Consider the following 25,277-nt stretch of genomic DNA (forward strand, 5'->3'; position numbering starts at 1 on the left):
GATCTTCTCAAGTCCTGGCTGACGGTTTCCTTGCGCTGGCTTTGGGCTTTTCAGGCGGGCTCGTCTGACGTTGCAAATTTTCCAATGCAACTTCCTTCTTGGTCAGCAGCAGCTCCAGAACCCTGTTTTGCTGGTGAGCGTCTGTCAGGCTTTGCCTGAGTCCGGTCGCTTCGTCTTGCAGGCTTCGCAGTCTTTCCTCTAGCAACGCGCACTGGGTGTGCGCCTGTTGCTGTTGTTCGGCAGAGGCGGTTGCCTGAATGGCGGCTTTACCCAGCAGGTCTTGCTGGCTGTGCAATTCTCGTTGAACACTGCGGTTTTCGGCCAGCAACCTTTCGTTGTCGCGATTCAGTTGCGTGATGTCCTCCTGGCGCATGGCCAGACTTTGCTGCGCCTGCCTCAACTCCATCTGCAACTGCTGCACCTGGCCTTCGTGGCGTTGTTGCTCGTGTTCGCGCTGATCCTTGATCGAGTTGCGATAGTGCTCAAGCGCTTCACGAGCGTGCTGATGTTTCTCTTCCAGCGAGCTGATCTGTCCATCCTTGTCTTGCACGCGCGCCTCCAGGTCCACTTTTGCCTGAAGCAGCCTGGTCTGTTCGGTTTGCGTGCTCTGCAGTGCCTGCTGGGTGTGGAGCAGGGCGGTGGCCTGTTGCTCAAGCATTTCATCCCGCTGCTGCACCTGCTTTTGCAGGTCGCTGGTCTGCTGTTGAGCCGATGAGAGTTGCTGCTGCAGGCTGTTGCAGCTGGTTTCGTACTCGTCGCGTGCCTGATCGATTCGTTCCTGAGCCTGCTCATCCAGTCGTTGCGCGAGGCGGGCCACCAGTTCGCTGAGCTCTTCATTGATGTCGGGTGCCGGCGAGTGCGCCGTATCCAGCTCCTTGAGGTAGCGATGGATAGTGGTTTTCGAGCCGGTATTGCCCATTTCAATGCGTACCGCATCAATGCTGGGGTTCTCGCCTCTGGCCAGCAGGGCAACCCTTGCTTTCTGCACCAATGCCTTGTTGACGCCGCCGCGAGCCATGTTTACTCCTACGATTTCGTAATGTGGTATGTATCCTGTAATTACATACTATATCGAGACTAAAAATTCGTCATTTTTTGAATTAAATAACGCGGGATATTGGCGTATTATCCCGTGTCAGGCGCTCATGGAGGCGTTTTCAGCGTCCCCTCCGGTACAGGCAGCAGGTTTGAGTCATGAATGACATTGATCGCTACATCGACGCCGCAACCCGCGATAACACCCGCCGCAGCTACCGGGCGGCCGTCGAGCATTTCGAAGTGTCGTGGGGCGGGTTTCTGCCAGCCACCAGTGAAAGCGTCGCGCGCTATCTGGCGACTTACGCAGGGACGCTGTCGGTCAATACCCTGAAGCTGCGGCTTTCTGCGTTGGCCCAATGGCATGTCAGCCAGGGTTTCGTCGATCCGACCAAGGCGCCGATGGTGCGCAAGGTGCTTAAAGGCATACGCGCCTTGCATCCGGCGCAGGAAAAGCAGGCCGAACCCTTGCAGTTACAGGACCTGGAAAAGGTGATCGCCTGGCTGGACGTGGAAGCTTGCGATGCCAGCGTTCAAAACGACCAGCCTCGGCTGTTGCGCTGCCGTCGTGACGCCGCGCTGATATTGCTGGGTTTCTGGCGGGGCTTTCGCAGTGACGAGCTGTGTCGCCTGCAGGTACAGGACGTCAAGGCCATGGCCGGTTCAGGCATTACTCTGTACCTGCCGCGCAGCAAGGGTGATCGCGAAAATATCGGCAGGACTTACCAGACCCCCGCGTTGCAGCGGTTGTGCCCGGTGCAGGCCTACATCGAATGGATCAATTGCGCCGCACTGGTGCGCGGGCCGGTGTTTCGGGCGGTCGACCGCTGGGGCAATACGAGCGAAGAGGGGCTGCATGCCAATAGCGTCATTCCGTTGCTGCGTCAGGCTTTCGAGCGTGCGGGTATCGATGCGGTGCAGTACACCAGCCACTCTTTACGCCGCGGCTTTGCAAGCTGGGCGCACAGCAACGGCTGGGACCTCAAGTCGTTGATGGCCTACGTTGGCTGGAAGGACATCAAGTCTGCGATGCGTTACATTGATGCCGCGCCGTTCCCGGGCAACCCAGGAGTGGGGAGCGGGCTGAAGGTTTCTTCTATTGATAAGCTGCCTTCATAGCGAAAAGCAATCGGTGACATGAGGTTTGCCAATGAGCGATTGTCATCGATGATGCGTAAGCTTCACTCCATCGAATTCACAACCCATCCAACCCATCAGGAGATATACCGATGCCTATCATCAACAGCCAAGTAAAACCGTTCAAGGCTACCGCATTCAAGAACGGCGCTTTCGTTGACGTCTCGGACGCTGACTTCAAAGGCAAGTGGTCTGTCGTATTCTTCTACCCGGCTGACTTCACCTTCGTATGCCCAACCGAGCTGGAAGACCTGGCTGACAACTACGAAGAGTTCAAGAAGCTGAACGTTGAAATCTACAGCGTCTCGACTGACACCCACTTTGCTCACGCTGCCTGGCACAACACTTCGCCAGCCATCGGCAAGATCCAGTACACCATGATCGGTGACCCGACGCTGACCCTGTCGCGCAACTTCGATGTGCTGATCGAAGAAGCCGGTCTGGCGGACCGCGGTACTTTCGTGATCAACCCTGAAGGCCAGATCAAGATCGTTGAGCTGAACGACGGCGGTGTTGGTCGTGACGCTTCCGAGCTGCTGCGCAAGATCAAGGCCGCTCAGTATGTTGCTGCTCACCCAGGCGAAGTCTGCCCTGCCAAGTGGAAAGAAGGCGAGGCTACTTTGGCTCCGTCTCTGGACCTGGTCGGCAAGATCTAAGTCGCATGAATCGGCTGGGGGCGTTGAGCTCTTGAGCAAGTAAACCGCATCGCCCCAAAAAACGCCCGGGCGGTAATCGCCTGGGCGTTGTTATTTCTACCCTTTGTAAAACAGGAAGTCGCCACATGTTGGACGCCAATCTTAAAGCCCAGTTGAAATCCTACCTGGAGCGGGTCACTCGCCCCATCGAGATCGTCGCGTCCCTTGATGACGGCGCGAAGTCTCAGGAAATGCTCGCACTGCTCAATGACGTGATCAGCGTTTCCAAAGACGTCACCCTGAATGACAGCGGCACCGACGCGCGTACTCCGTCGTTCTCGCTGAGCAGCCCTGGACACGATATCAGCCTGCGTTTCGCCGGTATCCCCATGGGTCACGAATTCACCTCGCTGGTCCTGGCGCTGCTGCAAGTTGGCGGCTACCCACCCAAGGTCAGTGCGGAAACCATCGAACAGGTTCGCGCCCTTCAAGGCGAGTTCCATTTCGAAACCTATTTCTCCCAGTCCTGCCAGAACTGTCCTGACGTTGTTCAGGCGCTGAATCTGATGGCAGTGCTGAACCCTGGCATCAAGCACGTCGCTATCGATGGTGCGCTGTTCCAGGACGAAGTCACCGATCGCAAGATCATGTCGGTGCCCAGCATCTACCTGAATGGCGAACTGTTCGGCCAGGGCCGTATGGGCCTGGAAGAGATTCTGGCCAAGATCGACACGGGTGCCGGTGCGCGTCAGGCCGAGAAGCTCAATGCCAAAGACGCGTTTGACGTGTTGGTAGTAGGCGGCGGTCCTGCTGGTTCGGCGGCTGCCGTCTATGCAGCTCGCAAAGGTATTCGTACCGGTGTGGCGGCTGAGCGCTTTGGCGGTCAGGTGCTGGACACCATGGCCATCGAAAACTTCATCTCGGTACAGCACACTGAGGGGCCGAAACTGGCCGTGGCGCTTGAAGAACACGTGAAGCAGTACGAAGTCGACATCATGAACCTGCAACGCGCCGACAAGCTGATTCCTGGTGTAGCCGGTCAGTTGCATGAAGTTAAATTTGCCAGCGGCGCGAGCCTCAAGACCAAGACCGTCATCCTTGCCACCGGCGCACGCTGGAGGGAGATGAACGTTCCCGGCGAGCAGCAATACCGCAACAAGGGCGTGGCGTACTGCCCGCATTGTGACGGTCCGTTGTTCAAGGGCAAGCGCGTTGCCGTAATTGGTGGCGGTAACTCCGGCGTTGAAGCCGCCATCGACCTGGCGGGCATCGTGTCCCATGTCACTCTGCTGGAGTTCGACGTGCAGTTGCGCGCCGACGCTGTCTTGCAGCGCAAACTGCACAGCCTGCCTAACGTCACCGTGATCACCAGTGCGCAGACCACTGAAGTGACCGGCGACGAGCAGAAGGTCAACGGCCTGCGCTACAAGAGCCGCACCACTGGCGAAGAAATCACCGTTCCGCTGGAAGGTATCTTCGTCCAGATCGGCCTGCTGCCTAACAGCGAATGGCTCAGAGGCGCTATCGAGTTGTCGCCACGTGGCGAGATCGTGGTGGATTCGCGCGGCGAAACATCAGTGCCGGGCATCTTCGCAGCCGGCGACGTCACCGTAGCACCTTACAAGCAGATCATCATCGCCCTGGGCGAGGGTGCCAAGGCCTCCTTGAGCGCGTTCGACCACCTGATCCGCACTTCTGCACCAGCCTGATAAGCAGGACCGCGCAAAACCAAAAAGCCCCGTGAGCGATCACGGGGTTTTTTTGCAGCTGATCTGCTGGCAGATCCACAACCGTCAATGACTCTCGTACCAAGGCTCTGGCATGCAGCTCGTGCCGCTCGGCGTTACCGGGCGGCAACGACCTCAGAGCGGCGTAGGCTGGATGATTTCCACCCAGTAGCCGTCAGGGTCCTTGATAAAGGCCAGGCTGTTCATGCGGCCGTCGGACAGGCGCTTTTGAAAGTCCACACCCAGCGCCTCGAAGCGCTCGCAGGCCACCTTGACGTCAGGTACTGACACACAAATGTGACCGAAGCCGCGCGGGTCGCTGTTGCCATTGTGATAAGAGGCTGTGGCATCGCTTTCGGTGCCATGGTTGTGTGTCAACTCCAGAATGCCTGGAATCGATTTCATCCATTCATCGCGCGCAGCGTCATCCTGCGGGATCTGCGCCTTGTCGACCAAGGCGAGAAAGTACAGGCTGAATTCGGCCTCCGGGAAATCACGCTTTGCAACCAGGCTGAAACCCAGGACGCGGGTGTAGAAGTCCAGCGACCGGGTGATGTCTTTGACGCGCAGCATGGTGTGGTTAAACACAAATTTTCGGGTAGCTGCTTCAGGCTCCGCAGTCACGCCTGGAAGTGTATTGAGTTCGTGCAAGCTCATCGATGTTCTCCAACAAATGTAAAAATTAGTGCCAAATGATACGGGGCAGGGCAGTCAGTGCCAAACCATGACAAGCGGATAAACAGCTGCACTCTTGCTCGCCAGCGGCAACAGGCTCAGAATTTGCGGTCAACCGTACTGGCGACCCGACCATGATGCTTTCGCAATACCGACGCTGCTTGCCAGGCCTGGGCCTTTTTCTGCTGCTAGCCGCTGCACAGGCCCATGCCGCTGACGCAATGATCATCTGGCCTGCGGGTTGGGAGGTCGAGGCACTGCCGACTGAATCGGATGCGCCCGCTCAGCCCTCCGTGCAAGTCAGACAGCGCGCTGTCAAAAACGATCAGAATGGAAATCCGCTGATGGTCATGGAGCTGACGCAGACTCGTCTGACTCCTGGGCATGAGGTGAACGTATCGGGTGTGTTGCTTGAAATGCGCAAATCCATTCAGGTCAACTTTGCCAGGAGCGGCTTTCAGAGCGTTTGTACGCATGTGCGCGAAAGTCGACTCAGTGTGGTGCCGGCACTGGAGACCACCTGCACCATCACCCAGAACGGTGTGCATGTGCTGACTCAGACGCTAGTCGCGGCGGCCAGCAAGGAGATGGCCTGGTCGTTATCGTATGCGGGATCGGCAGAGGGGTATGCGGCCAACAAGGAGGAAGCGCTACAAATTCGCGAAAGCCTGCGCCTGGATGCAGTGCAGTGAGACGTACTTTTCTGCAGACAAAAAGAAGCCCGCCGAGGCGGGCATGGGGCGCTATTCCTTTAGCGGTCTTCATCATCTTAGAATCCATGTGAAAAAAGTGTGAAGCCCTGATCACCTGCTTGCACGGCAGCAAAAATCTGACGAATAGGTAGTAAAAATTATTTAATAGTGTGTAACAAAAGACAAACTGAATAATTACTCTACGCTATTCAGCAAATGTTCAGCTGGCTAACTGTGCACTGAATCGCTTAACCGAAAATGTTTATTGGCGTCATTATTTTCACGCTGTGAATAGCGCGATGACCGAAAGTTATACGTACCAGCCAGTTCATTTGCGCAATCACATGGTTCCCAGCCCGCAATGAGCTGAAAGGTAAGCGCTCTATCGACCCTGCCGTGCCGCTGGACTACAGCACACTGTCCCGGCCCTCAAGCAAAAAAGCCCTGCAAGTGCAGGGCTTTCAGGTGACGTAGTTGAAGTCAGGCGCGAAGCCACGAATCAACAGTGTCTACACCGTATTGTTCTTTCCAGGCTTTGAGTCCGCGATGATTACCGCCTTTGGTCTCGATCAGTTCGCCCGTGTGCGGGTTCTGATAAACCTTGATAACGCGCGCGCGACGACGTTTAGGGCCAGCGGGTGCAACCAGCGAGGTGGCGCCTGCCGGGTCCATGATTGCAATGATGTCACGCAGGCTTTTGCCATAGGTGCCCATCAGGTCCTTGAGCTTTTGCTCGAATTCGATCTCCTTTTTCAATCCGGCGTCATTCTTCAACGATTCCAGCTGTGCAAGCTGTTCCTGAAGGGCTTTCTCTGCAGCTCGAAACTCGGCAAGTCTGGACAAGTAAATACACTCCAACAATGTAATGGCTGTTGTCAGCCCAATAAAGCGATGAGACAAAACTGTCTGGCCGATTTGCTCATTCGGTTCTGACCTCTACCTGCGGCGTCAATGTAAAACTTAGCCTTCCCGGCGGGGGATGTGCAGATACAGGGTATTTATAACTCACTAGCCCGTAAATGATGCACCTTTTTTTTCAGTTAGAAAACAGTCTTCTTCAAAATCATTAAATGAGGCTAGGTGCAGCTGTTGGATATACAGGACATTTCTTGTGTTATCGGGCGAGGTCTCTTGTAAGTTATTTCCGATATTTACCCATGATGAGAAACGTGGCACGTCGCGTAGCGCCACGCAGAGTCAGAAACATCTGACAGACATAAAGGCTGCCAGATATCGTGATATCAGAAATGCCCGAAGGTCGCTCGCAGAAAGGCCTGTAGCTGACAGGAGGATAGCATCTGGCCAGTTCTGGAGAATTTTCCAAGGCTCTTCTGGCCCTACAATCCTTGCTGCAACGCCGGATCGTCAGGGTTCTGCTGCTCCAGTTCTGCCAGCAGGACCTGGACATTCTGCAGCTGGCCGGTTTCTTTCCAATACTGGATCAGCAGCACCCTTGCCTTACGATTCGCGGGGTCATTCTGAACGATTTGAGTCAGCTGCTTTTGCGCTGCTTCCAGCTCATTCAGCGAATGCAAGGCAACTGCCAGCTCATAACGGTAGTCGTTGTTTTCAGGTGCAAGCTCGATTGCCTTCGCCAGGCTGAGCACGGCGAATTCGGCTTGCCCGTGATTCAGCAGCCAGGTGCCCAAGGCATGCTGGATCATGGATGAACCGGGATTGTGCTCCAGCAGCCGGGCGAAGAGGGCTCTTGCTTGTTCGGCCTGACCTTTGCGGTCCAGCAGTTCAATGTGCGCCAGCGCCGCTTCAGTGTTACCCGGGTCAAGCGCCGTGGCCTGTTGCAGGGCCGTCAGGGCTGGATCGAGATCACCCGTCTGTAGATACAGCTTCGCCAGCTGCAGTTGATTTTGTGCGCTTGGGGGCTGACTTTTCAGCGCCTCCTGGTAAGCCTCGGCGCTTTGCTGCAGAACGGCAAAGTACAGGCCCAGTTCATCGGGTGTCAGCCCAAGCAGGGCCCGGGTGGCGTGAAACCTTACGGATTGTTCGGCGTCGTCCAGCAACGGGCCAAGCAACAGGCTGCGCTGGCTATTGGAAACCAGTTTGACGCTGACGTCGATGGCCGCTTCGCGTATGCGGGGGGACGGATTACCAAGACCTGCATCAAGCAGCTTGAGGGCCTGAGGGCTCGGGTAGTCGCTCAATTCTGCAAGCAGGTTGATGCGCTGCTCCTCGGGCAGATCGGTGCGTGCCAGCTGTTGGTAGAGCACGCGCGCGGCGCCGGGCTTGCCGTCGTGGGCCTGTTGCAGCGCCTGTTCGTAGGTGTGGCTCAGCCTGGCCGGTGCGGTCTGTACCGGCGTGCGCCACCACCAGAATGCCATTGAAAGCGCTAGCAGCGATGCAACTGCGGCGCCGATCAGCCAGCGACGTCGAGTAACAGGTTGAGGCGATAACCCCTTGAATGGCAGTCTGGGCATATCGGTTTCCAATACATGACGGGGTGCAGCTTCGGATAGAGGGTGGCAGCTGTCAAACGCCAATCGTGCGGCCGGCGGATTAATGACAAAAAAAGCCCCGCGTCCTGAAGGGAGCGCGGGGCTGTGTTTACCGTGATCGTTCAGATCAGGCTTGCGGCTGCCAACCGCCGCCCAACGCTTTGTAGATCGCCACGATGCCACGATACAGTTCGATTTCCGCCTGAGCCTGGGAGTCTTCTGCCGCCAGACGTTCGCGCTCGGCATCGAGCAGCACCAGAAAATCTGCGGTGCCCTCACGGTACTGCACCGACGCCAGTCTGGCGGCGGCGCGGCTCGACTCGCTCTGGCGCATCAGGGCCACCAGGCGTTGCTGACGCTTGTTGTAATCGCTGAACGCGTTTTCCGACTCTTCAAGCGCGAGCAATACCTGCTGCTCATAGTTGGCCAGTGCACCTTCGGCATCCGCATCGGCGCTGCGAATCTGCGCCCGGACACTGCCCAGATCGAAGGCCGCCCAGGTGATGCTCGGGCCCAGCGACCAGGCTCTGGCGGCGGACGAGCCGATCTGCGAGCCACGTCCTGCGGTAAAGCCCAGAAAGCCGCTCAGGCTGACCCGTGGAAACAGGTCGGCAGTTGCCACACCGATCCGCGCAGTCGACGCCGCGAGCTGACGTTCGGCAGCGCGCACGTCGGGACGGTTGCGTAGCACCTGCGTCGCATCGCCGATCGGCAAGGCTTTGGCAATCGCCGGCAGCTTGCTCGGGCTCAGGTCCACGCTCAGGGTGTTCGGGCGTTCGCCCAACAGCGTCGCAATGCGGTTGCGCTGGCGAGCCTGTTCAGCCTGCAATTGCGGCACCGTTGCTTCGACTGCGGCGAGACGCGCATCGGAACGCATCACATCCAGCTCGTTGCCCACCCCGGCATCGCGCAGTTGAGTGGTGATGTCCTGAGACTTCTGCTGGTTGGTCAGGTTGTCCCGGGCGATGGCTTCACGCAATTGCGCCCCGCGCAGCTGGCCGTAGGCGTCCACCACCTCGGCAATCAAGGTTACTTGCAGCTGATACAGATTGGCTTCGGCCGCGTCCTGGTCAGCATCGCTAGCCTCCAGTTGGCGCTGGATACGCCCGAACAGGTCGACTTCCCATGCCATGTCGAGGCCCAGGTCATAGCGCTCGCTGTTGACCCGGCGCTCGGTGATGCCGGGCTGCTGACCCTTGCCGATGTCACTGCTGGCACGACTGGTCACCACCGGCATGACGTCGTTGGCGACGTCATCGCGAATCGCCCGTGCAGACTTGAGGCGGGCAAACGCGACGCGCAGGTCGCGGTTGCCATCGAGCGATTTGGCGACCAGTTTATTGAGGGTCGGGTCCTCGAATTGCTGCCACCACAGGGTGTTCATCCTGCTGCGGTCATAGTTGCCCTGTGCCGCAGACTCCAGCTTTGCCGGCGCCGTTTCCGGCGTCTTGTAGTCCGGGCCGACGGCGCAGGCCGCCAGCGCCATGACCAGCAGGCTCGGGACGAAGAGTTTAAACGCGCTCATCAATGCATCTCCGCAGGCAGGTTTTGCAGTTGCTGCGCACGGGCGGCCTTGCGGGCCTCCTTGCGCTCGACGTAATTACGGATCAACACATAGAACACCGGCGTCAGCAGCAGGCCGAAGAAGGTCACCCCGAGCATCCCGGAGAACACCGCGACACCCATTGCGTGGCGCATTTCGGCACCGGCACCACTGGACAGTACCAGCGGCACGACGCCCATGATGAACGCGAATGAAGTCATCAGAATCGGCCGCAGACGCAGGCGGCAAGCTTCCAGCACTGCATCCAGCGGGCTCATGCCTTCTGCCTGTTTGTCTTTGGCAAACTCGACGATCAGAATCGCGTTCTTGCACGCCAGGCCTACCAGTACGATCAGACCGATCTGGGTGAAGATGTTGTTGTCGCTACCGGCAATCATTACCCCGGCAATCGCCGAGAGTAGGGTCATCGGTACGATCAGGATGACCGCCAGCGGCAGGCTCCAGCTTTCGTACTGAGCCGCGAGTACCAGAAACGCCAGCAGAACGCAGAGCGGGAACACGAACAGCGCCGTATTGCCCGAGAGGATCTGCTGGTAGGTCAGGTCGGTCCATTCGTAGATCATGCCGGTGGGCAGTTCTTCACGAAGCAGTTTTTCCACCGCAGCCTGAGCCTGCCCGGAGCTGAACCCCGGTGCAGCGGCACCGTTGATCTCGGCCGTTATAAAGCCGTTGTAGTGCATGACTCGGTCAGGACCGGCGGTGTCGCTGACCTTGACGAAGGTGGCCAGCGGAATCATTTCGCCGAGGTTGTTGCGCACCTTGAGCTGGCCGATCTGGTCGGCATCCTGACGGAATTGCTGCTCAGCCTGGACGTTGACTTGATAGGTGCGGCCGAAGCGGTTGAAGTCGTTGGCATACAGCGAACCCAGGTACACCTGCAGGGTATCGAAGATGTCGCTGACCGCCACACCGTGGGTCTTGGCTTTCTCGCGGTCGATCGCGGCGTCGACTTGCGGCACGTTCACCGTGTAGCTGGTAAACAGTCCGGCCAGTTCCGGCACGCTGCGACTTTTGGCAATAATGTTCTGGGTTTCCTTGTACAGCTCGTCGTAACCCAGGTTGCCACGGTCTTCGATTTGCAGACGGAAGCCGCCAATGGTCCCCAGCCCTTGTACGGGCGGTGGCGGGAAGATCGCCATGTAGGCTTCCTGAATCGAGGCGAACTGGCCATTCAGTGCGCCGGCAATCGCGTTGGCCGACAGGCTGGCGTCCTTGCGCTCATCGAACGGTTTGAGGGTCACGAACACCACGCCGTTGTTGGGGCTGTTGGTGAAGCCGTTGATCGACAGACCGGGGAAGGCAATCGCGTCCTGCACGCCAGGCTGCTTGAGGGCGATCTCCGACATGCGCTTGATGACGTCTTCGGTGCGATCTAGGCTGGCAGCGTCCGGCAACTGGGCAAATGCAACCAGGTATTGCTTGTCTTGGCTCGGGACGAAGCCGGTCGGTGTGCTGGCAAAGCCCATCCAGGTCAGGACCATCAGGCCTGCATACACCAGCAGGGCAATGCCGCTGCTGCGAATGACCCTGGCGACGGTGCCGACATAGCCATGGCTGGCTTTCTCGAAAAAGCGGTTGAAGGGGCGGAACAACCAGCCACCGAGGATTTTGTCGAGGAAGCGTGAGAAGCGGTCCTTGGGTGCGTCATGACCTCTGAGCAGCACGGCGGCCAGCGCAGGCGACAGGGTCAGCGAGTTGAACGCCGAAATAACGGTCGAGATGGCAATGGTCAACGCGAACTGTTTATAGAACTGTCCGGTAAGCCCGGAAATGAACGCAGCTGGCACGAACACGGCGCACAACACCAGTGCTGTAGCGATGATCGGGCCCGTCACTTCGGCCATGGCCTTGTGCGTGGCGGCGACCGGTTCAAGCCCCAGTTCGATGTTCCGTTCGACGTTCTCCACCACCACGATGGCATCGTCCACCACGATACCGATCGCCAGTACCAGCCCGAACAATGACAGCGCGTTCAGCGAGAAACCGAACATGTGCATCACGGCGAAGGTACCGATCAGCGAAACCGGTACGGCAACCAATGGAATGATCGAGGCGCGCCAGGTCTGCAGGAACAGGATCACCACCAGCACCACCAGAATCAGTGCTTCGAACAGCGTGTGAATCACTGCCTCGATAGAACCACGCACAAAAATGGTCGGGTCATAGACGATGCTGTAATCCATGCCTTCCGGAAAGCTCTTCTTCAGCTCGGCCATCCGCGCCCGAACATCGTTGGAGATGTCGATGGCGTTGGAGCCGGGGCGCTGGAAGATCGGGATCGCCACCGCAGGCTGGTTATTGAGCAACGAGCGCAATGCATATTGGCTGGAGCCCAGTTCAATGCGGGCAATGTCCTTCAAACGGGTGATTTCGCCATCGGCACCGGCGCGAACCACCACATTTTCGAACTCTTCCTCACTGACCAGACGGCCTTGGGTATTGATCGACATCTGGAAGCTGGTGGCATTCGGCGATGGCGGTGCACCCAACTGGCCTGCAGCGACCTGGCGGTTCTGCTCGCGAATCGCGTTGACCACGTCGGTGGCGGTCAGGTTGCGTGAAGCGGTCTTGTTCGGATCGAGCCAGACGCGCAGCGAGTAGTCGCCCATGCCGAACAACTGCACATCACCGACGCCGCCCAGTCGCGCCAGCTCATCCTTGATGTTGAGCACTGCGTAGTTGGACAGGTACAGCATGTCGTAGCGTTTGTCCGGCGAGGTCAAGTGCACAACCATGGTCAGGTCGGGGGAGGCCTTGTCCACGGTGATGCCGATGCGTGTCACTTCTTCGGGCAGTTTTGGCTCGCTGCGGGTCACGCGGTTCTGTACTTGCACCTGCGCGTTGTCCAGGTCAGTGCCCAGTGCGAAGGTGATGGTCAGGGTCAGCTTGCCGTCTGCGGTGGCCTGCGAGGACATGTAGAGCATGCCTTCGACACCGGTGATGGCCTGTTCCAGCGGCGAGGCGACGGTTTCGCCGATCACCTTCGGGTTGGCACCGGGGAAGTTGGCGCGGACCACGACGGTCGGTGGCACCACTTCCGGGTATTCACTGATCGGTAGCTGGAACAGAGAGATGGCACCGGCGATCAGGATCAGCAGCGACAGCACTGCGGCAAAGATCGGCCGTGAGATAAAGAATTTGGAGAAGTTCATCGGACGAGTCCCTTAGCCGCGTGGCGCAGTAGCGCTGGCGATACTGACGGCCGGTTTTGGCGTCACTTTTGGCAGGTTGCTGGCGTCGAGAGCCTGGCGTTGTTTGAGCAGTGCGGCGAGGGTCTCGGCGCTGGCCATCGGTGTGACTTCAGGGTCCACAGGCTGGCCGGGGCGCACACGCTGCAGACCTTTGACGACGATGGTGTCGTCCTTGCCGAGCCCGTTACGCACGATGCGCAAGCCTTCGATTTTCGGGCCCAGTTCAACGGCGCGATAGGCGGGCTTGTTGTCTTTATCCATCACCAGCACAAACTTCTTGCCCAGATCGGTGCCGACCGCTTCGTCGTTGATCAGGACTGCCGAGTACGTGCCGCTGCCCACCAGTTTCAGGCGTGCGTACAGGCCAGGGGTAAAGCTGCCGTCCGCGTTATCGAACACCGCACGACCGCGAATGGTGCCGGTCCTGGGGTTGACCTGGTTGTCGACAAAGTTCATCTGGCCCAGGTGTGGGTTGCCGGTTTCGTTGGACAGCCCCAGGTAGACCGGAGTGCTCTGGCCACGCTGACCTTTGCGAGCCAGTTCGGTGTACTTGAGGAACACACGTTCGTCAGCGTCGAAGTAGGCGTAGACCTTGTCGGTGGAGACCACGCTGGTCAGCGCAGTGACATCGGCGGTGACAATGTTCCCGGCGGTGATTTCGGCGCGGCTCACGCGGCCGGCAATCGGGGCGGTCACGCGGGTAAAGCTGAGGTTCAGTCGGGCCAGGTCCAGTTGCGCCTGTATCGCTGCGACACCGGCTTTGGCTTCCTGCGCCGAGGTTGTACGCGAGTCGGCCAGTTCGGCGGAAATCGCGTTGTTGCTGCGCAAGCGTTCACCGCGCTGGGCCTCGCTTTCACCGCGAGAGGCCACGGCACGGGCCTGCTGCAACTGGGCTTCGAGACGGCGCACTTCGGACTGGAACGGACGGGGATCGATCTGGAACAGCAGATCGCCTTTCTTGACCAGCGAACCGTCGGTGAAGGCGACCTGATCGATCTGGCCTGACACACGAGGGCGAACTTCGACGGTTTCCGGAGCCTCGAGACGGCCGGTGAATTCGTCCCACTCGTTGACCGGCTGCTCTAATACTTTGGCGACGGTGACTTTGGCTGCGCCGGGCGCTGCAGGGGCTTCTGACGTCTTGCCGCACGCACTGATCACGATGAGAGCGATAGCAGTGAGGGGGAAGCGGAGATGGCTGATTGTCTGGGGCATTGGAAGTTCCGCCGAAAATAAACGATGGGCGGATTCTGTTGGCGGGGGGTGTTATTAACGAATCGAATAAATCGAAGGTTACTATCACCCACAATGATGCAGCGTCACAGGGCCGGCAACCGGCGGCCCGAATCAGCAGGCTCGTGTGGTCCATTGCCGTGCATGACACATGCAACGCGCGCCCGTGCCCTGTCTGGATAGCGCCTCAATGGCCGAAAAAAAGCTCATGTCATATTGCTATCTTTGCGATCAATTCTTGCAATCGCCACGGCTATCAAGTTGTCCGGTCCGGCGTCGATCTTTGGGTATTCCGATAAATCCCAAGGCGAAATTTGATGAAATCGACATGGCTGGACAATTTGAACGTCAGTAAGAAACTGAGCTTGGGCTTCGGCCTCATTCTGCTCGGCGTACTGACGGTGACCACTATTGGCTACCTCAGCACCAACCTGCTGATCGAGCGGCTGGGCAAAGCGGCCAGGGTCGCTGAAGTAAAAGCAGATGCGCTGAGCCTGAGAATCGCTGCACAGACCTACATGGCAAAACCTGACGCAAGCACTCAACAGGGTTATGTCGCTGCCCTCGACGACTTGGGCAAGACCATCGAGAACGGCCTGAAGATTCTGACCGTGCCGGTCAACGCCGATAAGCTCCGAGCTATCCGCGATCAGGCGGATGGCCTTAGGCAGACGTTCAGCCAGATGGTGGACAACAACCAGAAAATCGACCAGGCCATGCAGCCGTTGATTACTATTTCCGAGCAGGTCAGCGGCAGTTTCGAAACGCTTCTGCAAAAGACCTTTGAAGACGCCTCGCGCTCGCTTGAACAGAACGCTATCGATCAGGTAAAGGTTGCCGGTGACTTGCGCAACGGCATGACCAACTTTCGTCTGGTGTTCCGTCGCTATATCAGTATTCCTACCGCCGAAAACAAGCAGATCACCTTCGACGCAGCAGACTCTCTGATTACCCAGGTGGGTAGCGCGCGCACCCAACTGCCGAACAAGGCCGGTCCGGCGGTGGATGCTGCCCTTGCAGCCTTGCAGCAGTACAAGTCGCTGATGGTTTCCATTTCCCAGCTGATGCAACAGAACGACCAGATCCGCGACACACTGCGCCAGCAGGCGTTGGACATAGTCAAAAGCTCCGACGGGTTGATGGCTGGGCAGGTAGTCAGCGCCAATAAAGAAAAAGACAGTGCCGTGACCCAGTTGCTCACCGTGGCCTTGATCGTCCTGTTGCTGGGCATCTTCGCAGCCATCCTGATCACCCGTCAGATCACGCGCCCCCTAGACTCCACAGTGATCGCGGCCCGACGCATTGCTGACGGCGACCTGACCAACGACATCAGTACCACCCGACAGGACGAACTGGGCCTGCTGCAAAACACCATGCAACACATGACCGTGTCGCTGCGTACTTTGATAGGCGGTATCAGTAACGGTGTGACACAAATTGCCACGGCAGCCGAAGAGCTGTCGGCCGTCAGCGAACAGACCAGTGCGGGTGTCACCCAGCAGAAAATGGAAGTCGATCAGGTAGCGACCGCCATGAACCAGATGGCCTCTACCGTGCAGGAAGTTGCTCAAAACACCGAAGATGCATCGCAGGCTGCCAGACAGGCCAGCGAGCGAGCAGCCCATGGCAGCAGCGTGGTGCAACACGCCACACGCGAAATCAGTCAATTGGCGGGTGAAGTAGGGCAACTGGGTCAGGCCATGCAGCGCTTGATTCAGGACAGCGACAAGATCGGCGGCGTGATCGATGTGATCAAGGCGGTAGCCGAGCAAACCAACCTGTTGGCGCTCAACGCGGCCATCGAAGCCGCCCGTGCGGGCGAGCAGGGACGTGGTTTCGCTGTGGTCGCCGATGAGGTGCGCTCGCTGGCCCAGCGCACGCAAAAGTCCACCACGGAAATCGAAGCGCTGATTCAGGCGTTGCAGCACGGCACCGGCGCAGCCTCGGACCTGATGGACGCCAGCCGTCAACGCACCGAAGGCACCGTGGAGCTGGCTCGTCAGGCCGAACAGGCGCTGGTGGAAATCACTCACTCGATCGGCACCATCGAGCAAATGAGTCAGCAGATCTCTGCCGCCGCCGAGGAGCAAAGCGCCGTCACTGATGAAATCAACCGCAGCGTCATCAGTGTGCGCGACATTGCCGACCAGTCCGCGACGGCCACCGAGCAAAGCGCGGCGTCCACTGTAGAGCTGGCGCGGCTGGGCAGTAACCTGCAAGACATGGTTTCCCGCTTCCGGATCTGATGCAGCAAGGAGCAGCGCTGAACGTCAGCGCTGTTCCACCAGTTGCAGGAAGCGTCGCGTTCGTTCGTTCTCCGGGTTCAGCAGGATGTCGCTGGCTGAGCCATCTGCCACAATTCGCCCTCCCTCCATGAATAAAACCCGGTCAGCAATGTCCTGAGCGAACTTCATCTCATGGGTGACCAGCAGCATGGTCATTTGAAACTCGTGGGCAATCGAGCGAATCACGGCCAGCACTTCGCCAACCAGTTCAGGGTCCAGCGCTGACGTGACCTCGTCAAACAGCATGATCTGCGGCCGCATGGCCAATGCCCTGGCAATCGCTACGCGTTGTTGCTGTCCGCCGGAGAGCTGGCTCGGGTACGCGTCAGCCTTGTGCGCAAGCCCGACCAGCCCAAGGTATTGATGGGCACGCTCCAAGGCCTCTTCGCGGGACAACCTGATTACTCGCAACGGCGCTTCGGTAATGTTTTCCTGCACGGTGAGGTGCGGAAACAGATTGAATTGCTGAAACACCATGCCCACTCGATGAATCACCGGAGCCTTTGAGGAACCGGGCCAGCGCCAGCGCGCGGTCTGTGCAGGGACAGGTTCGCCTGCCACCTGAATGCTGCCGTGCTGATAATTTTCCAGCCCTTTGATCAGACGCAGCACGGTCGATTTGCCCGAGCCACTGGGCCCGATCAGCGCGACTTTCTGGCCTTGCGGGATGCTCAGGTCCAGATGGTCAATGACCCGGTTGCTACCGAAGTCCTTGACCACTTGCCTGAGCTGTATCTGCGCCTCTGCGGCGGGCAGGGCAGTGGTGTGTGCGAGATCAGACATGATTGCGCCTTTCCAGGTATTTGAACAACAACGAGGTCGGCACGCTGATCGCCAGGAACATCAGCGCCATCACCGTGTACGGCTCGTTGTAGCGATAGGTCATCCCGGCGATCTGCTTGGCTGCCTGAAACAGTTCGGGGATGGTGATCACGGCCAGCAGTGGCGTTTCCTTGAACATGCCGATCAGGTAGTTGCCCAGCACCGGCAGCATTGGTTTCAACGCCTGCGGCAGAATGATGCGTCGCCAGGTATCGCCCCTGTTGAAGTCCAGCGCGCGAGCGGCTTCCCATTGTCCTGCGGGGATGTCCTCGATTGCGCCGCGATAGGCCTCGGCAATATAGGCCGCGTAATAGCACCCTAGGCCGATCACGCCTGTGGTGATCGCCGGGAAGGTGATGCCTGCCAAAGGCAGCGCAAAGAACAGCACATACAATTGGACCATCAGCGGCGTGTTGCGGAAAAAGCTCAGGTAACCCTTGCTCAGGTAATGCACGAGCTTCAGCTGCGAGCGTAACGCCAGCGCCAGAACCAGGCCCAGCAGCACCGCAAGCAGGAATCCCAGTAACACGACTTGCACGGTGACCAGCAAGCCCTGAAACAGCTCCGGCATGATCGACCAGGCGAATGCAACGTCGAACTCCATGTTCAACCTCTCGCCTGGCGCCACGCCGTCGCGTGTCGTTCGTATCGACGGACCAGCCAGCTGAGCGGCCACGCCATCACGAAGTAGCAGACCAGCACGATGCTCCAGATCAGCGTTTGCTGGCCCAGCGTGGTCACCAACTGGCTGCCGCTGAAGGTCAGGTCGGTGAGGGTGATCAGCGAGACCAGCGATGTGGTTTTCAGCAGTTCAACCAATTGATTGCCCATCGGCGGAATCATGAACGGCAGGGCCTGCGGCAGGATGATGCGCCGAAACGCACTCACTGGTCCGAAGTCCAGCGCTCGCAATGCGTCACGCTGCCCCTGGCTGACGTTGATCAGCGCCGAACGGATGATTTCCGAGCCGTAGGCCGAAAACGTCAAGCCCAGACCCAGCACCCCGGTGGTCATGGGTGACAGACGAATGCCGAACAGCGGCAGAATGAAAAACAGGTAAAACAGCAGCACCAACGCGGAAATGCCACGCAGTACTTCGACGTACAGCGTGGCGAACCAGCGCAATGCCCGGAACGGCGACAGGCGCATCAAGGCGATCACAAAGGACAGCACCACTACCAGCAATTCGGCGAGAAAGGTGATTTGCAGTGTAACCAGTGCGCCGTGCGCCAGTTGTCTGGCGATGAAACCGGCGGTTTCCAATGTTGCAGGGTCGACAAGCATGGCCTGTACTCGTAGGGGTTAAGGCCTTAAGCAGTGGCCCGCAGGCCACGCAAATCAGGGGTTGCAGCGTTGGGCTGCGGTAACGGTGGGCTCAGCCAGCTCGTTGTCGGTGTAGCCGTATTTTTCGAGAATTTTCAGCAGTTCACCGGAGGCCCGGAGTTTGGCCAATTGCTCGTTGAACGCCTGCTCGAAAGCCGGATCGTTTTTCGGCAGGCCATAGGCATGGTAATTCCAGCCTGGTTTGCCATTGGCGTCCGGGATCTGCTCGAACGGCAAGGCGCGCTCGATGTCCGGGCTGTTGGCTTTCTTGATCAGACTGATGACTTCTGCGTCAGGGAAATACACCACATCGACCCGACCGGCCTGCAAGGCGGCCAGTGCCTCGGTGTCCTTGTCGAACAACACCACATTGCTGTTGGCAATACCGCTGTCCCTGGCTTCCTGGACCTGATTGCTGCCAGGTTGCGTGGCCAGTCGCGCTTTGCCATGGCTGGCAACATCCTTGAGGCTGTGCAGGTTCAGCGGGTTACCGGTTTTGACAATGAATGCACCGCCGGATCGCGTGACCGGGTTGGAGAACGAGATCACCTTGCAGCGATTCGGATTGATGAACAGACCCGCACCGATCAGATCGAAACGGCCCGCCGCAAGGCCAGGCACCAGAGAGCCGAAGTCAGTGATAGGCGTCTCGATCTTCGTGATGCCCAACGGTTCGAGAATGGCCCGCAATATCTCGACATTGGCACCGGTGGCCTTGCCATCGGTGCCGATGTAGGCATAAGGCTGCTCGTTGGCAATGCCAGCGGTCAGACCGTCGCTGCGGCCCTTTTCCAGCAACCCGGCCAGCGCCGGGAATGAAAGGGCGGCGTTTAACAGTAACGCTGAACCGAACAGGGCTGAGAACGACAGGGGTGTGCTACGTATCATTGCGTGCGCTCGAAGTAGAGGGAAAGGGGCGTCTTGCTGAGGCGGCCAGATCATGTCGATCAAGTGCGCACAATCGCTTCGTCTTGCCTGCTTCCTGCGTCGGCAATGCGTTTTTGCATAAGGCGCAACTCTATAGATATTAAAAAATAAATTTAAATATCGATAAGGAATATGCATATGCACGGGTGCTGTTTCGGTGCTTTCAAGTCAGATGCCTTGGCCGGGTAACCGCAATTTTCTATTGCCGGGCTGATACTTGACGTTCAAGACGACGGCCAGGAATCGCAGCAATCAGCTCCTGGGTGTAAGCAGCTTCAGGTCGCTCGAAAATGTCGCTGGCCTGCCCGTGTTCGACCGTGTTGCCCTGCTTGAGCACCAGCACTTGATGGGCAACGCTGGCGACCACCGCAAGGTCATGGGACACCAATACATAGGCGATGCCTGACTCGGCTTGCAGCTCGACCAACAGGTCGAGAATTTGTGCCTGCACCGATACATCCAGCGCCGAAACCGGTTCATCAAGCAGCAGCAAATCCGGCTGCAAGGCCAGCGCTCGGGCAATCGCAACGCGTTGTCGCTGCCCGCCTGAAAGCTCGCGGGGCAGCCGGTCCAGATAAGCCACTGGCAAGTGAACCCGCTCGATCAACTGGCGCGCAGCCTGTTCCAGTTCGCGGCCCCTGAGCAGGCCGAACGATACCAGGGGCTCGACGATGCTTTCGAACAGCGTGAAGCGCGGGTCCAGGGCGGCGAACGGGTTTTGCTGCACCAGCTGGATGCGCCGCCGCAACGGCCTGAATTCACGCCAGCCGAGGTCTGTTACATCGCGATTCTCCAGCAGTACTCGTCCTTGTGTAGGCTTCTCCAGGCCCAGCGCGATGCGCAGTGCGGTGCTTTTACCCGAACCGGACTCGCCGACGATGGCCAGGGTCTGACCGGGAAAGACCTTGAAACTGACATCCTGCAACGCCTGAAACTCTGCCTTTTCACCTTTTACGTAGGGCAAACGGTAGGTCTTGCTGATGTTGCTCAGGGTCAGCAATGGCGTGTCATTGGCCAGAACCGGGCGTGGAACGACCGGGCTTTTGCGCTGACCGAATGCTGGAGCGGCGGCGATCAGTGCCCGGGTGTAGGCATGGCCGGGGTTGACGAGAATCTGCTCGGGCGTGCCGTGTTCAACCAGCTCGCCTTTGTTCATGACCAGCACCCGGTCAGCGCGGTCGGCCGCTACGCCAAGGTCATGGGTAATGATCAGCAAGGAAATGCCACGCTCGGCCACCAGGCGTTGCAAGTGGTCGAGGATCTTGCGCTGGACGGTGACGTCCAGAGCGCTGGTGGGCTCGTCGGCGATAATCAGGCGCGGATTACCAGCCAGTGCGATGGCGATCAGTACTCGCTGGCGCATGCCACCGGACAGCTCGTGCGGGTACTGACGAGCGCGTAACACGGGCTTGTCCAGGCCGACGTGCTGCAGCAGTTCCAGCACATCGGCATCGACTGTCGAATAACGCCCGCCATGCGCCTGCAGCAGAGCTTCGGCAATCTGCCGACCGATGCGCAGGGTCGGGTTGAGGCTGACCATCGGGTCCTGCGGCACCAGGCCGATCACGCTGCCGCGAATCCGGCGTTTCTCGCGCTCGGAGGCATGGCTCAGATCGTGGCCATCAACCTGCAGTTCGCCACGGGTGATGGTCGCGTTGTCCGGTAGCAGGCCGAGGATTGCGTTGGCCATCGTCGACTTGCCGGAACCCGACTCGCCGACAATCGCCACGGTTTCGCCCTTGGCGACCTGAAACGAAACGTTGCGCACGGCCTGATTGACCTGCCCGTCGAAACGATAGGCAACGCTCAGGTGCCGGATGTCGATCAGTTGCGGGGTGTCGGTCATCGTTGAATCTCTTCCAGAGTGCGGGCGATGTGGTTAAAACTGAACACGACAGCGACCACGAACAGGCCAGGCAGTAGCGAAACCCAAGGCGCAGTCATCAGAAAATGCCGGCCGTTGGCGATCAGCGTGCCCCATTCGGCGGCTGGCGGTTCAGCACCAAAGCCGAGGAAGCTCAGTCCGGCTGTCGCCAGAATCGCCGCGCCGAAGTCCAGTGTGGCGAGCACCGCCACCGGGCCCCAGGCGTTGGGCAGAATGTGTCGCAGCAGGGTGCGGGTCCAGCTAGCGCCGCCCAGACGCGCTGCTTCCACGTAGGGCAACGTCTTGACCCGCAGCACTTCGGCGCGGGTGGTGCGAGCGAAACCGGGAATGATCCCCACGCCCACTGCGATGGCTACCGGGAGGGTGCCGAAACCAATGGCGGTGACAATCGCCAGCGCCAGCAGCAAGCCGGGAAGGGCCAGCAATACGTCGACAAGGCGCATGATCACAGCGTCCAGGCGTCCGCCTGCGAAGCCGGAAATCACCCCCAGACTCAGCCCTCCCGCCATGGCAATGCCAACCGCCAGCAGCGCCGCCTGCACTGACAGGCTGGAGCCATGCACGACGCGGGTGTAGAGATCACGGCCCAACTCGTCGGTGCCGAACCAGTGCGCAGCATTCGGCGGGATGAGTTTGTCGCTGGGCGAGGTGGCGTAAGGTGCGTAGCTGCTCAACAGGCCGGGTGCCAGCGCGGCGAGCAGTGCAAAGGCCACGATTGCCATGGCCAGCAGAAAACCCGGTCGGCGCAACAGCGGTCTGGCGGCCTCAAGGGCGCGGCTCAGGCTGCTGCGGCGTCGCCATGGCGCGGTCAGGTTTTTGTCGCTGATAACGGCTCGGGTCAGGCGTGCAAGGCGGTCGTCGAAAATGGTCATGGCGTCAGGAGACCTTTGGCGTGTGGGCGATGCGCGGGTCAAGCGCGGGGTAGAGCAGGTCAACGATCAGGTTGACCACAACGAAGGCCGCAGCGGATACCGCAACGATGGCCAGAACCACCGGAATGTCCTGACGCAGCACAGCTTCCTGAGCCAGGCGGCCGACCCCGGAGCGGGCGAAAATGGTTTCCACCAGCACCGCGCCGGAAACGGTGTTGCCGACTTGCAGACCGATCAGCGTCAACAAGGGCAGCGCTGCGTTCTTGAACGCATGGCGAGCCTGAACCTGTGCGCGGCTCAGGCCTTTGGCGTAGGCGGTGACGATGTAGGGTTCTTTCCAGACGCCTTGAAAACCGCGTTGCAGAACCTGGGCGTACACCGCAGCGCTGGGGATCGCCAACGTGACGGCAGGGAGTATCAGGCTGGCGAAGCCCTGATTGCCGGTGGCCGGGAACCAGCCCAGCGTGAACGCAAACAGCTGAATGAACAGCAGGCCCATCCAGAACACCGGCACCGAGAAGCCTAGCGACGGCAGCCGTGACAGGGCCACCTTCAAGGGCTGCCAGCGTACATAGGCGGTGAGGTACGCCAGGCCGATCCCGCTGATCAGCGACAGCACAATCGCCAGACCCGCCAGGCTGAGGGTGTGCGGCAACCGCTCGACCAGCAACTCTGACACTGGTCGGTTGAGTGTCAGTGAATTGCCGAAATCGCCATGCATCGCTCCCCACAGCAGATCGAAGTACTGTTCGAAAACGCCGCGATCCAGCCCGTAATACAGCTTGGCCTTGGCAAGGTCCTGCGCTGACAGTGAGTCGATTTCGACACCGGAAGCGCTGAGCATGATCGACAGCGTGTCGCCGGGCAGCAGATACAGAATGAAATAGGTGATGCTGTACGCGCCCCAGAGCACCAGCAGCGCCTGGGCGATCCGGCCGAGAATATAGCGGCTCATGGCGCTGCAATCTCGATGTCGTTGAACAGCGCAAAACCTTCGGCGGTCCAGTGGAAGTTGCGCACGTTTTTCGCCGTGGCGGCTTGCCAGACTCGCTCATAGACCGGGAACGCCGAACCTTCATCAATCAGCAGGTCCTGCAATTCGCCATAGGCTGTTGCGCGTTGCTCACTGCGCGTGGCGGTCAATCCGGCGTCGAACAACTCAAGGGCTTTGGGCAGTGTTTCCGGTGCGTAGAGGTTGGTCGCCAGTGTCGAGCTGTTGGCGCTGCGCGGGTCGATGATGGTCTGCAGAATGATAGGGTCGGCGCGGGTCATGTAGGTGGACGTCAGATCGTAGTTGCCCGAGGCATTGTTCGCGGCCCACTCTGCCGTGGTCACAACATTGAGCTTGAGTTCGATGCCGACCTTGCGCAGTTGATCCTGAATCAGAACATCGCCAGCGGTTTCAGCGGGTGACAGGTTGTAGGCCAGCTTCAGGCGTTTGCCGTCCTTGTAGAGGTAGCCGTCGGCGTTTTTCTGCCAGCCCGCTTCATCAAGCAGACGCTCCGCACCTTGCGGGTCGTAAGCCAGCTTGCCGGCCTGGCTTTTGTAAAACGGCGTGGTGATGTCAAAGATCCCCGAGACCACCGGGAATTGCGGGTTGTAAACGGTGGCTGCGTAGGTCTTGCGGTCGATTGCCTTTTGCAAGGCCAGACGCACGTTACGGTCAGCCAGGATGCGATTACCGCGCGTGTTGGGGTACAGATTCAGGGCCGGCCCTGGCAGCGAACGGCTCTGAATGGTCGCGCCCCTGGATTTGAACAGGTTCAGGTCCACCTCGGAGAACGGGTTGCGCGGCCAGAGAATATCGGTCTGGCCCTGCACGAACTGGCCGTTGCGCACGCTTTCTTCCGGCACATAGCTGACCTCGACTGCATCCAGATGCGCCTCGCCCTTGTTCTGCGCATTGGCCGAGGGCCAGGCATAGCCCTTGCGCTTGGTCAGGCGCAGGCCGCTTTCCGGGGTGTAACGCTCCAGCACAAACGGCCCGGTGCCGATGATCGCGCCCAAGGAGCGCTCCTTGACGCTGAGTGTGTAGGACTCCGGAGCGAGGATGGCGAGGTTGGTGGTGGAGGTGGCTTGCAGGAAGCCAGCATTGGGTGTGGCCAGTACCAGTTTGATGGTGAAATCGTCCAGCACCTCTGCGTGGTCGTAGCCTTTCAGGTAAGTAGCGCCGAAGGTCGCAGGCAATTGCGCGGCAAACGACTTGTCGGCGTCGTAAGCGGTTTTCACTGCCTGAGCATCGAAACGCGTGCCGTTGCTGAACGTTACGTCCTTACGCAGGTGGAAGGTGTACTCCAGCGCGTTTTCACTCACGTCCCAACGTTCTGCCAGCCACGGAATGATGTGACCGGTCTGCGGATCCTGATCGGTCAGGGACTCGGCGACATTACGCAACACCACCCGGTGCTCAAGCCAGTACACCTGGAACGGGTCCAGGCTGACCAGCGTGGTGTTGTCTCTAAAAAAGGTGACCTTGAGCGTCTTGCCGGCCTGACTGTCCTGGCCTGAGGGCGAGCACCCGAACAGGGCGATGGCAGTGATGGTGGCGAATAGCACGCGCGAAAGAAGAGGGCGCCGGTTCATCGCGCTGTCCTCCGATACACGAGTCGGTCCGGGAGTAGCAAAGGGTGAGTGTGATACATGAAAAATCCTCTTCAAATCGAGCACAGCGCTCCAGCTGGTTTTAAGAACCTATTCTTATGATTTGAAGCTGTAAAAGTATTTTTTCATCTAAGCTAATATAGTTTTTTATGATTTATATAGTCATTTATTATGCTTTATTTGAATTTTGTAGCCGCTTGCTTGATATGTGTTGCCTGGCGTG

At 58.9% G+C, this 25,277-nt stretch carries 20 protein-coding genes and 1 pseudogene; 6 read left to right on the plus strand and 15 right to left on the minus strand.

Annotation, left to right across the window (positions count from 1 at the left end):
* Positions 1-7: 7 nt before the first annotated feature.
* The gene (locus tag N018_RS11460) at positions 8-1,018 is read right to left on the minus strand and encodes a DNA-binding protein (protein ID WP_025389635.1); all 1,011 of its coding nucleotides are present in this window, start codon (positions 1,016-1,018) and stop codon (positions 8-10) included.
* 176 nt (positions 1,019-1,194) lie between these two features.
* On the opposite strand from N018_RS11460, the gene N018_RS11465 reads away from it, so the two are divergent.
* From N018_RS11465 to ahpF, 3 genes are all read left to right on the plus strand, one after another.
* Positions 1,195-2,154, plus strand: coding sequence for a site-specific integrase (locus tag N018_RS11465; RefSeq protein WP_025389636.1), 960 nt, complete (start codon positions 1,195-1,197; stop codon positions 2,152-2,154).
* A 110-nt stretch (positions 2,155-2,264) separates the two neighbouring features.
* On the plus strand, positions 2,265-2,828 hold the full coding sequence (gene ahpC, locus N018_RS11470) for an alkyl hydroperoxide reductase subunit C (protein WP_024646078.1): 564 nt from the start codon (positions 2,265-2,267) through the stop codon (positions 2,826-2,828).
* Between the two features lie 125 nt (positions 2,829-2,953).
* Positions 2,954-4,516 (plus strand): alkyl hydroperoxide reductase subunit F, encoded by a 1,563-nt coding sequence (gene ahpF, locus N018_RS11475; protein ID WP_025389637.1) that lies wholly within the window; start codon positions 2,954-2,956, stop codon positions 4,514-4,516.
* Positions 4,517-4,669: 153 nt separating this feature from the next.
* Here the strand turns inward: ahpF and gloA are convergent, their stop codons facing one another.
* Positions 4,670-5,191: a lactoylglutathione lyase gene (gloA, locus tag N018_RS11480; RefSeq protein ID WP_025389638.1), complete on the minus strand. Its 522-nt coding sequence runs from the start codon at positions 5,189-5,191 to the stop codon at positions 4,670-4,672.
* 152 nt (positions 5,192-5,343) lie between these two features.
* Between gloA and N018_RS11485 the strand changes: the two genes are divergently transcribed.
* Positions 5,344-5,901, plus strand: coding sequence for a DUF4946 domain-containing protein (locus N018_RS11485; protein ID WP_024646891.1), 558 nt, complete (start codon positions 5,344-5,346; stop codon positions 5,899-5,901).
* 480 nt (positions 5,902-6,381) lie between these two features.
* On the opposite strand, the gene N018_RS11490 is transcribed toward N018_RS11485, so the two are convergent.
* The 5 genes from N018_RS11490 to mexE form a co-directional block, all read right to left on the minus strand.
* Positions 6,382-6,744: a histone-like nucleoid-structuring protein, MvaT/MvaU family gene (locus tag N018_RS11490; protein WP_024646890.1), complete on the minus strand. Its 363-nt coding sequence runs from the start codon at positions 6,742-6,744 to the stop codon at positions 6,382-6,384.
* Positions 6,745-7,238: 494 nt separating this feature from the next.
* Positions 7,239-8,333 carry a HEAT repeat domain-containing protein gene (locus N018_RS11495; protein WP_025389639.1) on the minus strand — a complete coding sequence of 365 codons (1,095 nt, stop codon included), beginning with the start codon at positions 8,331-8,333 and terminating at the stop codon, positions 7,239-7,241.
* A 145-nt stretch (positions 8,334-8,478) separates the two neighbouring features.
* Positions 8,479-9,876: an efflux transporter outer membrane subunit gene (locus tag N018_RS11500; RefSeq protein WP_025389640.1), complete on the minus strand. Its 1,398-nt coding sequence runs from the start codon at positions 9,874-9,876 to the stop codon at positions 8,479-8,481.
* Positions 9,876-13,067, minus strand: coding sequence for an efflux RND transporter permease subunit (locus N018_RS11505; protein WP_024646887.1), 3,192 nt, complete (start codon positions 13,065-13,067; stop codon positions 9,876-9,878). The genes N018_RS11500 and N018_RS11505 overlap by 1 nt, the downstream gene beginning before the upstream one ends.
* A 12-nt stretch (positions 13,068-13,079) precedes the next feature.
* On the minus strand, positions 13,080-14,321 hold the full coding sequence (gene mexE / locus N018_RS11510; protein WP_024646886.1) for a multidrug efflux RND transporter periplasmic adaptor subunit MexE: 1,242 nt from the start codon (positions 14,319-14,321) through the stop codon (positions 13,080-13,082).
* Between the two features lie 335 nt (positions 14,322-14,656).
* Between mexE and N018_RS28540 the strand changes: the two are divergent.
* Together N018_RS28540 and N018_RS28545 are read left to right on the plus strand one after the other, a co-directional pair.
* Positions 14,657-15,679 (plus strand): annotated as a pseudogene (locus N018_RS28540) (methyl-accepting chemotaxis protein); the annotation flags it as partial.
* A 201-nt stretch (positions 15,680-15,880) separates the two neighbouring features.
* Positions 15,881-16,585 carry a methyl-accepting chemotaxis protein gene (locus N018_RS28545; protein ID WP_418903476.1) on the plus strand — a complete coding sequence of 235 codons (705 nt, stop codon included), beginning with the start codon at positions 15,881-15,883 and terminating at the stop codon, positions 16,583-16,585.
* Between the two features lie 24 nt (positions 16,586-16,609).
* Here N018_RS28545 and N018_RS11520 read toward each other — a convergent pair whose 3' ends face one another.
* The 8 genes from N018_RS11520 to N018_RS11555 all read right to left on the minus strand — a co-directional run bounded on the left by N018_RS11520 (position 16,610) and on the right by N018_RS11555 (position 25,036).
* Entirely contained in the window at positions 16,610-17,407 is a 798-nt protein-coding gene (locus tag N018_RS11520; RefSeq protein ID WP_025389642.1) for an amino acid ABC transporter ATP-binding protein, read from the minus strand.
* Positions 17,400-18,050, minus strand: coding sequence for an ectoine/hydroxyectoine ABC transporter permease subunit EhuD (gene ehuD / locus N018_RS11525; protein WP_024646883.1), 651 nt, complete (start codon positions 18,048-18,050; stop codon positions 17,400-17,402). Before ehuD ends, N018_RS11520 begins: the two co-directional genes overlap by 8 nt.
* Positions 18,051-18,052: 2 nt before the next feature.
* Positions 18,053-18,730 (minus strand): ectoine/hydroxyectoine ABC transporter permease subunit EhuC, encoded by a 678-nt coding sequence (gene ehuC / locus N018_RS11530; RefSeq protein WP_024646882.1) that lies wholly within the window; start codon positions 18,728-18,730, stop codon positions 18,053-18,055.
* Between the two features lie 54 nt (positions 18,731-18,784).
* Entirely contained in the window at positions 18,785-19,657 is an 873-nt protein-coding gene (gene ehuB / locus N018_RS11535; protein WP_024646881.1) for an ectoine/hydroxyectoine ABC transporter substrate-binding protein EhuB, read from the minus strand.
* Positions 19,658-19,895: 238 nt separating this feature from the next.
* Positions 19,896-21,542, minus strand: a complete 1,647-nt coding sequence (locus N018_RS11540) for a dipeptide ABC transporter ATP-binding protein (protein ID WP_025389643.1) — start codon at positions 21,540-21,542, stop codon at positions 19,896-19,898.
* Positions 21,539-22,453 (minus strand): ABC transporter permease, encoded by a 915-nt coding sequence (locus tag N018_RS11545; protein WP_025389644.1) that lies wholly within the window; start codon positions 22,451-22,453, stop codon positions 21,539-21,541. Before N018_RS11545 ends, N018_RS11540 begins: the two co-directional genes overlap by 4 nt.
* A 4-nt stretch (positions 22,454-22,457) precedes the next feature.
* A complete protein-coding gene (locus N018_RS11550; RefSeq protein WP_025389645.1) occupies positions 22,458-23,408 on the minus strand; it encodes an ABC transporter permease in 951 nt (316 codons plus the stop codon).
* Positions 23,405-25,036, minus strand: coding sequence for an ABC transporter substrate-binding protein (locus tag N018_RS11555; protein ID WP_025389646.1), 1,632 nt, complete (start codon positions 25,034-25,036; stop codon positions 23,405-23,407). Before N018_RS11555 ends, N018_RS11550 begins: the two co-directional genes overlap by 4 nt.
* Positions 25,037-25,277 lie beyond the last annotated feature (241 nt).

The sequence above is a fragment of the Pseudomonas syringae CC1557 genome, from assembly GCF_000452705.1.
GTDB lineage: Bacteria > Pseudomonadota > Gammaproteobacteria > Pseudomonadales > Pseudomonadaceae > Aquipseudomonas > Aquipseudomonas syringae_F.